9 protein-coding genes are annotated in these 12,142 nt (G+C 60.7%); 5 read left to right on the top strand and 4 right to left on the bottom strand.

Annotated elements, in window-relative coordinates:
- Window positions 1-16: 16 nt before the first annotated feature.
- Entirely contained in the window at window positions 17-568 is a 552-nt protein-coding gene (locus tag AAEZ10_RS02080; protein WP_095180176.1) for an RNA polymerase sigma factor, read from the bottom strand.
- Entirely contained in the window at window positions 565-1,287 is a 723-nt protein-coding gene (locus tag AAEZ10_RS02075) for a secretin and TonB N-terminal domain-containing protein (RefSeq protein ID WP_163032919.1), read from the bottom strand. The genes AAEZ10_RS02080 and AAEZ10_RS02075 overlap by 4 nt, the downstream gene beginning before the upstream one ends.
- A 149-nt stretch (window positions 1,288-1,436) precedes the next feature.
- Here AAEZ10_RS02075 and AAEZ10_RS02070 point away from each other — a divergent pair, with 149 nt between their 5' ends.
- The gene (locus AAEZ10_RS02070) at window positions 1,437-1,739 is read left to right on the top strand and encodes a hypothetical protein (protein WP_016774979.1); all 303 of its coding nucleotides are present in this window, start codon (window positions 1,437-1,439) and stop codon (window positions 1,737-1,739) included.
- 156 nt (window positions 1,740-1,895) lie between these two features.
- Here the strand turns inward: AAEZ10_RS02070 and AAEZ10_RS02065 are convergent, their stop codons facing one another.
- A complete protein-coding gene (locus tag AAEZ10_RS02065; RefSeq protein ID WP_350567322.1) occupies window positions 1,896-2,336 on the bottom strand; it encodes a carboxymuconolactone decarboxylase family protein in 441 nt (146 codons plus the stop codon).
- 438 nt (window positions 2,337-2,774) lie between these two features.
- On the opposite strand from AAEZ10_RS02065, the gene pdxR reads away from it, so the two are divergent.
- From pdxR to AAEZ10_RS02045, 4 genes are all read left to right on the top strand, one after another.
- Entirely contained in the window at window positions 2,775-4,208 is a 1,434-nt protein-coding gene (gene pdxR / locus AAEZ10_RS02060) for a MocR-like pyridoxine biosynthesis transcription factor PdxR (RefSeq protein ID WP_350567319.1), read from the top strand.
- A 123-nt stretch (window positions 4,209-4,331) separates the two neighbouring features.
- Window positions 4,332-4,625, top strand: coding sequence for a putative quinol monooxygenase (locus AAEZ10_RS02055; RefSeq protein ID WP_016774982.1), 294 nt, complete (start codon window positions 4,332-4,334; stop codon window positions 4,623-4,625).
- 229 nt (window positions 4,626-4,854) lie between these two features.
- Window positions 4,855-5,256, top strand: coding sequence for a cupin domain-containing protein (locus AAEZ10_RS02050; protein WP_350567316.1), 402 nt, complete (start codon window positions 4,855-4,857; stop codon window positions 5,254-5,256).
- Between the two features lie 272 nt (window positions 5,257-5,528).
- The gene (locus tag AAEZ10_RS02045) at window positions 5,529-6,830 is read left to right on the top strand and encodes an NHL repeat-containing protein (protein ID WP_350567313.1); all 1,302 of its coding nucleotides are present in this window, start codon (window positions 5,529-5,531) and stop codon (window positions 6,828-6,830) included.
- 61 nt (window positions 6,831-6,891) lie between these two features.
- Here the strand turns inward: AAEZ10_RS02045 and AAEZ10_RS02040 are convergent, their stop codons facing one another.
- Entirely contained in the window at window positions 6,892-11,787 is a 4,896-nt protein-coding gene (locus AAEZ10_RS02040; protein WP_350567310.1) for an NAD-glutamate dehydrogenase, read from the bottom strand.
- Window positions 11,788-12,142 lie beyond the last annotated feature (355 nt).

The raw sequence follows: 12,142 nt of genomic DNA, 5'->3' as shown, positions 1-12,142 counted from the left end.
CGGATTAATCGGGTCACTATTCGCTAGACGGTTTTCCGGCCCCGCGACCGAACCGCTGAAACACTTTTCTTTCCAGTTTCGCTGCGCAGAAGCCCAGCGCGGCTTTGATTTCCTTCTCGACCATGCGCGTGGAAATGCCGAAACGCTGGGAGATTTCCAGGTGCGGCGCTTCTTCCAGCCGCGCGGCGATGAAGATCCGTCGACGCCGTGCGGGCAGTTCGTACAAGGCGCTGAGCAGGGCCTGCATCTCCTTTTGTCCGCCGACCACCCGCGCCGGGTCGAGGGCCTCGTCGCTCAGTTGCAGCAGTTCCTCGACTTCGGTGCCGGTGAGCAGGCGCGCATCGGCCTGACGGCGGTCGGCGGCGATGTTCAGGGCCATGCGATACAGGTAGGCGTTGGGCTTGAGCAGGTTCGGCGGGGTTTCCATGCGATCGACCCGCAGCCAGGTTTCGTGCAGCACGTCATTGGCCAGGTCCTCGGAGCCGAGGCGGCGGCGCAGGCGCACGCGAAAATCCTCGTAGGAGCTGAGGAACAGCTGGCCCATCACGCTTTGTCCGGCGTCTTTCATCCCCCGGAAACTCCTTCCCATCTCGTGCATTCCATGCGTTTCCCTGACGACTCCGGTAACAACAGCAACGTGACCGGCTGGCGTAAGGCGCTGGGCGTCGGCCGGTCGATTGTGAGGTTGCGAAAACTTTCCACCAGCGCGTTATCGCGCCGTACATCGCCGGTCGAAGTGACCAACCGGTTGTGCTGCACCACGCCGTCGCGCCCGACCCACACCTGCAACACCGCGCGATAACTGCCCGGGCGGGTCAGCGGCGAACGACAAAGCTTGCGCTCGATCGCCGCTTGCACCGCCGTCGCGTAACTGCGGTTGACCGCGACAGCAGCCGGCGTGGGTTTGTCCGTCGGTACTGGCAGGTCTTCCACCTGCGCCGCTTGCAGGGTGAACGCGTCGGCGCGGGCGTAGCGCGCCATCAACCCGGTGCCGCCGAGCAGGTGGCGCAAGGCATCGGCGGCGGTGAATTCGCCATCCACGGCGAGGGAGCGACGGCCCCGGCTCAACTGGCTGTCGACCAACACCGCGACGCCCGTGGCGCGGCTGTATTGATCCAACGCCCGAGCGAGTTCCTGCGCGGGGATGTGCAAGGTCATGCGCATGTCCGCGGCTGCCGAATCCGCATTGGCCGCGCAGGTCAGCAGACCGAGCAGCCACCCCAGACCCGCGCGGCGCACAAGCGTCGCCGAGCGCTGAAGACTGATCCGCGAACTGCCTCGCTGCACGACTGGCGCACCCCTGAAAATCGCTATCCTGCGGGGCATTTATGACTCTGGTATGACGGGCAGTGCAAAAAAACCATCACGGGTTTTGCCCCGCGCTTGCACTAGACTCAAACCCAGAGCGGCCCATTCGGGCGGGCCAGGAGGCGGACATGAAAACACGGTGGATGTGGGTCTTGCTGATGACAGTGGGTGCAGCGCAGGCGGAGGAGCCGCTGGGCTGTGTCGAGGTCACGGTCGGCGGTTACAAGGCGCCGAATTACGATTGCCTGAGCCAACAGATGGGCAACAATCCCGACGGCGCGGCGGCGGCGCAGAAGAACATGGAAGCGTTGAATGTGCCGGTGCACAAGCGCGCGCCGAATCAGGTCGGGCTGGCGACCCCGGCGGCGACCAGTACGCGGATGGGGAATACGTTTGGCACCTCGGTGAAACCGCAGCGACCGCCGCAGTGAAGGACTGATCGTTCCCACGCTCCTGCGTGGGAATGCAGCCCGGGACGCTCTGCGTCCCATTGGAACGCGGAGCGTCCCTTGAGGCATTCCCACGCGGAGCGTGGGAACGATCGGCGTGTACCTCTTCTTTCTCTCGTTTTGTTTTTACGACGCAACTCAATCACTCGGGGTCTGGCGGAAGCTCACGGCCAAGCGATTCCAGCTATTGATCGTGCTGACCGCAACCGTCAGGTCTAGCAGTTCGCCTTCATCGAATTGCTCGCGCGCCCCCTGGTAGACGTCATCCGGCACGTGGCTTTCGGCCAACAGCGTTACCGCCTCGGCCCAGGCCAGCGCCGCCCGTTCGCGGGGGTTGAAGAAGTTGCTGTCGCGCCACACCGCGATCGCGTAAAGACGCCGATCACTCTCCCCGGCTCGCCGCGCGTCCACCGAGTGCATGTCAGTGCAGAATGCGCAGCCGTTGAGTTGCGAGGCGCGGATCCGGATCAATTGCAGCAGCGGCGCTTCGATGCTCAGGTTGGCGGTCAGTGCCTCCATGGCAAGCATCGCTTTCATCGCCTTGGGCGACGCGTTGTAGTAATCCAGACGCAGGGACATGGCGCGGCTCTCGGCAGGCGGAATGATGAGTTCACGGTAAACGCAGACAGCAAAGCATTACAGCCCCAATTGCATGGAAAACCGCTACACCACAGCATCCCCGTCAAACACCAATCCCGTGTAGATACCGTCTTGAGCCTCACCGGGCAAGCGCAAGTTTCGGGTCATATGGCAGTCCTGATTTTTGATCGTTCCCACGCTCTGCGTGGGAATGCAGCCATGGACGCTCCGCGTCCACTGTGACGCAGAGCGTCACGGGAGGCGTTACCACGCGGAGCGTGGGAACGATCAGGTAACTGACCCGCCGCTTTCGCGAGCAAGCTCGCTCCCACAGGGACTTGCGCCAATTTGCGGTTTTTACTCCACGCAACTACTGCCAAAAGCCCAACAACGCTAATCTGACCGACACTTCACTCAACACCCGGGAGCCTCGTCGGTATGGAACTTCATGTCGTGATCAACGGCCGCAAGGATCTTGCCGGTCAGTTGTATCAGCAGTTGCGCGCGGCGATTGAGTCCGGGCGGTTGGCGGCGGGTACGCAGTTGCCGCCGAGTCGCTTGCTCGCCGAGCAATTGGGCATCTCGCGCAAGACCATTTCCGACACCTATGCGCAACTGACCTACGAAAACTTCCTCACCGGCGTGATCGGCAAAGGCACCTACGTCAACGCCCGCCCGGCACAGGTGCAGCGCAAGCAGAGCCACACCGAGCTGGCCAGTGCCGAGGTGATCGAGAGCTGGCGCAATCTGCCGGTGTTCCTGCGTCACCCGACGCTGGAAGGTTCGCTGCGCTACGACTTCATCGGCGGCGCCACCAGCAAAGGCCAGTTCCCACACGACGACTGGCGCCGCTGCGTCGCCCATGCGATGCGGCAGATGGCGCAGTCGAAAGGCTTCTACAGCGTCGCCGAAGGCTTGCCGGCGCTGCGCAATGCGATCGCCCGGCACATCGCCTTTTCCCGTGGCATCAACTGTCAGGACGAGGACATCGTCGTATGCAACGGCGCGCAACAGGCGCTGGACCTGATTGCCCGGGTACTGACCCGCCCCGGCAGTCTGGTGGCCATGGAAGATCCCGGCTACCCGCCCGCGCGCTTGCTGTTTGGTACGCACGGCGCCGAAGTGGTCGGGGTGCCGGTGGATGCCGAGGGTATTCAGGTCGAGCACATTCCCGATGGCACGCGGCTGATTTATGTGACGCCGTCGCATCAGTTTCCGCTGGGCATGGCGATGAGTCAGGCGCGCCGCGAGGCCCTGCTTGCCCGTGCCTATGAGCTCGGCGCGATCATCATCGAAGACGATTACGACAGCGAATTCCGCTACGAGGGCCGGCCCACCGACTCGCTGTACAACCTCGATCAGCGCGGTATCGTCGCCTATGTCGGCACCTTCTCGAAAACCTTGCTGCCGGAGTTGCGCCTGGGCTACGCGATCCTGCCGCCGTCGATCATCGAAGCGGTGATTCGTGCCAAACAGCTGACCGATCTGCACGCCTCGACCCTGCCGCAATGGGCGCTGGCCAAGTTCATCGCCGAAGGTTGCCTGCTCAAGCACATCCGCCGCTGCCACACGATCTACGCGCAACGCCGCGAACGCATCCTGGAGCGCATGGCCACCGACCTTGCGCCATGGCTGCAAGCCGTGCCGGCCAGTGCCGGGTTTCACATGGCGGTGTTCTGCAAGGTGCCGGTCGATTTGCCGCTGGTCATCGAGCTGGCAAAAAAGGTCGAGGTCGGCCTGTATGCGATCAGTGGTTTCTACTACCAGCAGCCGGCGCAAGAAGGCCTGTATTTCGGCTTCGGCGCCATCGAAACCCTCGACATCGACATCGCCCTCGATCGCCTGCGCGACATCCTCGAACAGCTGTCATGAGCCGTTGGTATAAGGCTTTTACCGCCGATTGGTTATTGGTGATTCACGGCGGCAGGCCTATTCTGCACAGGCGTTATCCCTCAGTGAGCAGGATTCGTCCGGCCTGATTCAGGAGTGTGAGCAATGTCCAACGAAGTGATCAACACGGTTGAGGTCAAGGCGGTTGCGGGCCGCTCGGAAGAGCTTGGCAAGCAATTGCAGAAGATCGTCGACACCCTGCGCGAAACTCCGGGCTGCGATTCCTACCTGGTCGACCGCTGCCCGGAAGACAGCCACCGCTGGACGGTCAGCGCGCGCTGGCAGTCGGAAGCGGCGATGCAGGCGCATTTCAACCGGCCGGAGGCACAGGGGTTTATCGACCTGATCGATAGCCGCCTGGCCAATAGCGTGGATTTCAACAGCTTTCCCATCGTCTGAACCGGCCTCTTCGCGAGCAAGCTCGCTCCCACAGGGTTATTTGTTGTTCACAAGATGGGTGAGCAACCGCAGAACCTGTGGGAGCGAGCTTGCTCGCGAAGGCGATTTGCGCCACACCGAAATCCTTGCGAGACCAATTGGTCACCTGATCTTCGCGAATATTGGCCGTTTGAACCGGCCCCATTGCGGCCTACTGTGAGCACACCCCAACCATCACAGGTAACCCGCCATGAAAGCCCTGCACCTCGTCGCTGCCGCCCTCGCCTTCACCCTCTCCGCTTCAGCAATGGCTCACGACCCATCCGAGAAAATCACCGTCCTGCAGGACCAACTGCTGAAAAACGTCCCCGGCAAGAAAGCCATGATGATCGAAGTCGACTACAAGCCCGGCCAGTCTTCGATCGCGCACAAACACGAGGGTACGGCGATGGCTTACGTGCTCGACGGCGAAGTGATTTCCCAAGTCAAAGGCGAACAGGCCATCACTTACAAGAAGGGCCAGTTCTGGTACGAGCCGGCCGGTTCCGAGCATCTGGTGTCGAAAAACGCCAGTTCGACCAAGCCGGCCAAGTTGCTGGTGTTCATGGTGATGGCCCCGAATGAGCAGGTGTTGATCCCGCTGGAAAACTGATGGCTGCGTGATCACATTTGGAATGCGATCAACCGTGGGAGCGAGCCTGCTCGCGAAGGCGCCAGACCAGACACCACAAAAACCTCTGACATTAAAGCCCGCCAAGACTGGCCATCCTGCTGCCAAATCCACAATCATCCCCCGCTGTCCACTGTCAGGTCTGACAGTGGACAGCGCGACCGAAAGCTTCCCAAATACCAGCACTGCGTTGATTTGCCGGTCTCTATCGACTGATCGCTTTACGCAAAAACAGCGTATTCGAGGAGCTGACCATGACTGAAGTCAAAGACACCGCCGTGCTTAACCTGGACCCCACTTTCGGCCCCAATAAAAATGGCCTCACCTGGTTTGAATATCCCGATCAGGAAAACGGCTTCGCCAACGCAGTTACCGTCGCGGCGGACGGCAAGCTGCTGATCGCCGCCAGTGCGGGCAACAAGTTCGCCATTGTGCGGTTGAAGCCTGATGGCACACAGGACGCTTCGTTTGCCCGGGATGGCGTGGCGACCGGGGTTTTCGCGCAGGGCTATAAATCCACGGGTGGCAGCATCAGCATCCTCAAGAACAACAATCTGTTGCTTCAGGGTGCCTTTGTCCTACACGAATACGCACGACCACAGCGCTGCTTGGCAATGTTTCGCAATGACGGAACGCCCGAGAGCGGATTTGGCGACAACGGCGTGGTCATCGTTAGCCAGATTCCGTTGCCCGCCCTCGTGTCGTCCGAGGTAGCACCGGAGCAAAAACGCACTACGGCATCCGATTACAGTGGCCATGCCATTGAACTGGCCGACGGAAAACTGATGGTCCTGAGCAATCATCAATATTCCCCCAATGACCAATACGGTCTTTTGATCAGGCTGCATAGCGACGGGGCTCTGGACACTTCCTTTGGCCAAGGTCAGGGTTACATCACGATTCGATACCTGGACAATTCCACGTGGGCTGGCTCATTGATCCGGCTGCAGGACGGCAAATTCGCCATCGCAGGTTACATTTCACGTGAAGACCGCTATCGCGCAATGATCGCCCTCTTCGACGCCGCAGGTAAGCCTGTCAGCAGCTTTGGCGATAACGGTTTTGCCCTGTTCGACCGCCTGGACAAGCTCAGTCAGATCAACCAACTGGTGGAAATGCCTGATGGCAACATCCTCGGCATCGGTAGCGCCACCTCGGAGGATCTTGTTCACCGGGGCGTCCTGGTTTGTGTCGACAGAAATGGCAAATACGCCAGCGACTTCAATGAAGGGAGTCCAGTCCTGACGTCTTATTCCGATGCGCCTTTCGGCATCCAATGGACTGCTGGCACGCTGCGAGAAGGCGTACGCATCGTGTTGCTTTCCAGCACCCACGGCGAAGAAGATTCCGAAATCGTCATTGCCCAGTTCAAATCGGACGGCGCTCCGGATCGCGGTTTTGCCGACGACGGTGTGCTGGTGATCAATCTGACCGACGTGCTCGACATGGCGGGAGGCCTTGCTATTCAGAACAATCAGATTGTCGTAACCGGAACATCCCTGCCCCGTGCCGACGGCGTTGGTAGCTTCGCCTTCCGCTGCGCCGATACGCTCTGAATGACAGACAAGAAAAAGCCCCGCCTCTTTCGAGAGCGGGGCTTTTTCACTCAGCCACTACTTACGCCAGTTCAAGCTCGGCATTCGCAGTGATCGCAGGCACGATCGCTTGCCCGCTCAACGCCAGATCCAGCAGTTCACGGTTGGCCACCGCGTACATGGCGTAGTCCGTACCGCTCGCAGCACGGATTTCCACCAGCATGGCGCGCCAGCGTTCGATCATGCTCTCGTGCTGGGCCATCCACAGCGCCAAGCGTGCTTCCACGTCCTGGGAACCGTCGCCCTGTTGCAGGACGGAGATGGTGATCGCCCGTTGCTGCCAGTCGACGTCATCACGGAACGCTTCACGGGCCAGAGCCTGCCAGTTGTTTTCCACCGGCAAGGCGCTGATCTGTTGCAGGTACCAGGTGATGTCCAGCGCAGAGCCCACGGCGAAGTAAGCCTTGGCCACTTCGGCCGGGTCCTGCCCGGTGACGTCGGCGGCCTCGATGATCGGCAGCAGCGTGTACAGGTGCGAGGTGCCCGCAACCATACGCGCCAGCAATTCCGGTACACCGGCTTCGACGTACGCCTGATAGCGCGACTGCCAGTTCTCGCGGATTTCGCCGCTGAGCAACTCGTCGAGTTTCAGGCCCAGCTCTTTCAGGTGCGGACCGAAATGCGCGACGTCACGGGCAGCGTTCTGCTCGTTGCGGCGAGCACGCAGGAACCAGCGCGTAGCGCGACGGCCCAGACGCATCAGCTCGTCCATCAGTTCCAGCTGCACATCAGCGGAAACCTGATAGTCCAGCGCTTCGATCTGACGGAACCAGTGCGGGAGGTGGAAGATGTCACGCACGATCACGTAAGCGCCAGCCACGTTCGCCGGGCTCATGCCGGTCGACTCTTTGAGTCGTTGCACGAAGGTGATGCCCATGTGGTTGACCAGATCGTTGGCGATCTGGGTGCTGACGATCTCGCGCTTCAGACGGTGACGGCGCATGGCTTCGGAGAACTTGCTGACCAAGGTCGGCGGGAACGCCGTTTCCATGTCGCGGGTCAGGTAATCATCGTCCGGCACCAGCGAGCCCAGCAGCTGCTCTTTCAGGTCGATCTTGCTATAGGAAATCAGCACCGACAGCTCAGGACGGGTCAGGCCGTGGCCCTCAGCGACGCGCTCGGTCAGTTGCTCTTCGGTCGGCAGGAATTCGATGGCACGGTCCAGCTTGCCACGGCCTTCCAGATCGCTCATCAGACGCTTGTACTCAGCGATGCGCGCGTAGGCACGGCGCGCCGCCAGGGAGAGGGCCTGAGTCTGCTTGTAGTTGTTGCCCAGCACCAGATTGCCGACTTCGTCGGTCATGCTCGCCAGCAACTGGTTGCGTTGCTTGTCGGTCATGTCACCGGCCTGAACCACTTCGTTCAGCAGGATCTTGATGTTCACTTCGTGGTCGGAGCAGTCCACGCCACCGGCGTTGTCGATGAAGTCGGTGTTGGAACCGCCGCCATTGAGACCGAATTCCACACGACCCAGTTGGGTCATGCCGAGGTTACCGCCCTCGCCCACGACCTTGCAGCGTAGCTCGTTACCGTTGACGCGCAGTGCATCGTTGGCCTTGTCGCCGACATCGGCGTGGCTTTCGGTGCTGGCCTTGACGTAGGTGCCGATACCGCCGTTCCACAACAGATCCACCGGCGCCTTGAGCAAGGCGTTGAGCAGTTCGGTCGGGGTCATCTTGTCAGCCTGGATGTCGAAGCGTTCTTTCATCTGCGGCGAGATCGCGATGCTCTTCGCGCTGCGCGAGAAGATACCGCCACCTTCGGACATGATGCTGGTGTCGTAGTCGGTCCAGGCCGAACGCGGCAGGTCGAACAGACGCTGACGCTCGACGAAACTGGTCGCCGGGTTCGGATTCGGGTCGATGAAGATGTGCATGTGGTTGAACGCAGCGACCAGTTGCAGCTTGTCAGACATCAACAGGCCGTTACCGAACACGTCGCCGGCCATGTCGCCGACGCCAACCACGGTGATGCTGTCTTCCTGAACATTGATGCCGCGCTCGCGGAAGTGGCGCTGTACGCCGACCCACGCGCCTTTTGCGGTAATGCCCATTTTCTTGTGGTCGTAACCGGCCGAACCACCGGACGCAAACGCGTCACCCAGCCAGAAGCCGTAATCGATGGCGATGCCGTTGGCGATGTCGGAGAAGGTTGCAGTGCCCTTGTCCGCCGCAACCACCAGGTACGGGTCATCGTCGTCATGACGCACGACATTGACCGGCGGTACCAGTGCGCCGTCCTTCAGGTTGTCGGTGATGTCCAACAGACCGGAAATGAAGATGCGGTAGCAGGCGATGCCCTCGGCCGCGATCTCGTCACGGCTGCCGCCCAGTGGCAGGCGACGCGGCAGGAAGCCGCCCTTCGCACCTACCGGCACGATGACCGAGTTTTTCACTTGCTGGGCTTTTACCAGGCCGAGCACTTCGGTACGGAAGTCCTCTTCACGGTCGGACCAGCGCAGGCCACCACGAGCAACGTTGCCGAAGCGCAGGTGCACGCCTTCGACGCGTGGCGAGTAGACGAAGATTTCAAACTTCGGCACTGGCTTCGGCAGCTCAGGGATCGCATGCGGGTTGAACTTGAAGCTGAAGTACGACTTGTTCTGGCCGTTGGCGTCAGTCTGATAGAAGTTGGTGCGCAGGGTGGCTTTGATCAGGTCGAGGTAACGACGCAGGATGCGGTCTTCGTTGAGCACCTGAACGTCGTCCAGTGCGGTCAGAATCGCTTGTTCCAGACGCAGTTGCTTGTCTTCCAGATCGTCGCTGCCGAGCTTGCGCGCCAGGTAGAAACGGGTTTTGAACAACCGGGTCAGCTCGCGAGCGATGTCGGTGTGGTTGTTCAAAGTGCTGGCGATGTAACCCAGATCGAAGCCCAGACGAATCTGCTTCAGGTAACGGGCGTAGGCACGCAGAAGTGCCACGTCGCGCCATGGCAGACCGGCGGTCAGCACCAGACGGTTGAACGCGTCGTTTTCGGCATCGCCGCGCACGATGTGCACGAACGCGTCCTGCAGGGTGTCGTTGAGTTGCTGGATGTCGAGGTCCAGACCTTCAGCGGCGGTGAAAGCGAAATCGTGAATCCAGAATTCGCGGCCGTTGGTGTGGCGCAGACGGTACGGGAATTCACCCAGTACGCGCAGACCGAGGTTTTCCAGAATCGGCAAGACGTCCGACAGCGCCAGCGGCGTGTCGGCGTGATACAGCTTGCAATGCAGCTCGCGCTGGCCGGAGACCTGACCGAGCGGCTGATAGAAGCTCATCACCAGCGGATTTTTTTCGTTGAGGCTCAGCAGGTGCTGCATGTCGACCACGGCCGAATGCGCAGCGAAACGCTCGCGGTAGCCGGCCGGGAAGCCTTTCGGGAAGTCGGCCAGCACGTTGGTGCCGTGGGCTTCGCCGAAGCTTTCGACGGTCAGTGCGGCGTAGTCGTCCTGCCAGCTGCGGCAGGCCTGGACCACTTCTTTTTCCAGCAGCAGCGGGTCGATGTCGAGGCGGTTCTTCGGATCGACACGCAGGATCAGCTGCACGCGGGCCAGCACGGATTCCGAGAAGAAGGTCCAGAACTCGCAATCGGAAGCCTTCAGGCGCTCCATCAGCACTTGCTGGATCTTCTGGCGGACTTCGGTGGAGTAAATGTCGCGCGGCACATAGGCCAGGCAGTAGCAGAAGCGACCGTACGGGTCTTTGCGCAGGAACACGCGGATCTTGTTGCGTTCCTGGATCTGCACGATCGACATCACGGTGGTGAACAGTTCGTCGACCGGGGTCTGGAACAGGTCGTCACGCGGCAGCACTTCGAGGACCTGCGCCAGTTCCTTGCCCAGGTGAGCCTTGGACTGGAAGCCGGAGCGGCGCTCGATTTCTTCGACCTTGCGGCGGATGAACGGGATGACCCGCACGCTCTCGCCGTACACCGACGAGGTGTACAGGCCCATGAAGCGATGTTCCTTGATGACTTTGCCGTCGGCGTCGATTTCACGGATCGACACATAATCCGGGTAAGCCGGACGGTGTACGCGGCTCGGGTGCGCAGCCTTGGCGAACGACAGCAGGGTCGGTTCGCGCAGGTAGGACACGGCGTAGTCTTCGATGCGCAGGTCTTCGTAGGTAAGGCCGGTGCGCAGCAGTTTGGTGAGGCCGAGGAAGGAGTTCCGGTCGTACTCGATGTGGCCACCATCGGCCTGATCGGTAACCACAAACTCTTCGTAGCCGAGGAAGGTGAAGTGGTTGCCCACCAGCCATTCCAGGAAGCTCTTGATTTCGTTCTTTTCGTCGGCATCGACCGGATAGGCGCTGTTATCGAGCTGGGTGAGGATGTCCTGCACCTTGGCTTTCATCGGCTCGAAGTCAGCGACGGCTACGCGCACTTCACCGAGCACCTGCTCAAGCTCTTTGCTCAGCACATTCAGCTCGGCCGCGTTGGCGCAACGGTCGATTTCCAGGTACATCAGCGATTCGTGCAGCACGCCTTCGCCGGTGCTGCCTTTTGGCAGGACTTCCAGCAATTCGCCCTTGCTGCCACGACGTACGCTGAGCACGGTGGTCTGCAGGGTGTGAATGCTGTAGCCGCGACGGTTCAGCTCGGTGCGCACCGAGTCGACCAGAAATGGCAGGTCGTGGTGCAGCACTTCGACCGCGGTGTGGGTCGACTGCCAGCCGTGGCGTTCGTAATCGGGGTTGTAGACACGCACTTGCGGTTGCGCGTGATCGAAGCGCTCAAGCAGGCGCCACGCAGAAAGAGTACAGCCAGCGAGGTCGGAGAGACGACGTTGAGTCAGCTCGTCCAGGGAAATGATGCCGAAGAATTGTTCAGCGAACAGCGCCACTTGTGGCAGTGCCTGTTCACTGATGTGCTGCGCCAGTGCCGCTTGCAGTTGGTGCTGGAAGTCGGCTTTGCTGGCTGCGGTGAAGAACGCCATCTGTGGTACTCCGCTTAAGCTTGTTATTGATGGAAAGCGTCGCGTGCAACACCCCTTTCGGGGCTGGTGTCGCCCTGTTCCTGATTCTCGGGCAGAGGAAACAGGGAGACAGGTGGGTGAAGCTGGACGGGACACTCAGGTCACATTCACCTTCCATGAATGAGCATCTGCAAAAGCGACTGCCAGCACTGCCGGCAATGCCTTTACGGGTGCTCATCCGTTGCGCAGCTTAATGGGTGCGACAATGTGTCTGCTTGCGGTGCTGCGACATATTCGGTCATTGGCACGTAAATGCAGGGTTTGGCCTGCATCAACACTAGCAGGCGTGCGCCGAAATGCAGGTTCAAAACCCCGG

The sequence above is a fragment of the Pseudomonas sp. H26/SER47-MNA-CIBAN-0231 genome, assembly GCF_040310465.1.
GTDB classification, from domain to species: Bacteria; Pseudomonadota; Gammaproteobacteria; order Pseudomonadales; family Pseudomonadaceae; genus Aquipseudomonas; species Aquipseudomonas atacamensis.
This window is presented reverse-complemented; position numbering and strand designations above follow the sequence as displayed.

Coding starts and splice junctions, on each gene's coding strand:
- AAEZ10_RS02080 (WP_095180176.1), bottom strand. CDS start 568: ATGAAAGACGCCGGACAAAGCGTGATGGGCCAGCTGTTCCTCAGCTCC.
- AAEZ10_RS02070 (WP_016774979.1), top strand. CDS start 1,437: ATGAAAACACGGTGGATGTGGGTCTTGCTGATGACAGTGGGTGCAGCG.
- AAEZ10_RS02065 (WP_350567322.1), bottom strand. CDS start 2,336: ATGTCCCTGCGTCTGGATTACTACAACGCGTCGCCCAAGGCGATGAAA.
- pdxR (WP_350567319.1), top strand. CDS start 2,775: ATGGAACTTCATGTCGTGATCAACGGCCGCAAGGATCTTGCCGGTCAG.
- AAEZ10_RS02055 (WP_016774982.1), top strand. CDS start 4,332: ATGTCCAACGAAGTGATCAACACGGTTGAGGTCAAGGCGGTTGCGGGC.
- AAEZ10_RS02050 (WP_350567316.1), top strand. CDS start 4,855: ATGAAAGCCCTGCACCTCGTCGCTGCCGCCCTCGCCTTCACCCTCTCC.
- AAEZ10_RS02045 (WP_350567313.1), top strand. CDS start 5,529: ATGACTGAAGTCAAAGACACCGCCGTGCTTAACCTGGACCCCACTTTC.
- AAEZ10_RS02040 (WP_350567310.1), bottom strand. CDS start 11,787: ATGGCGTTCTTCACCGCAGCCAGCAAAGCCGACTTCCAGCACCAACTG.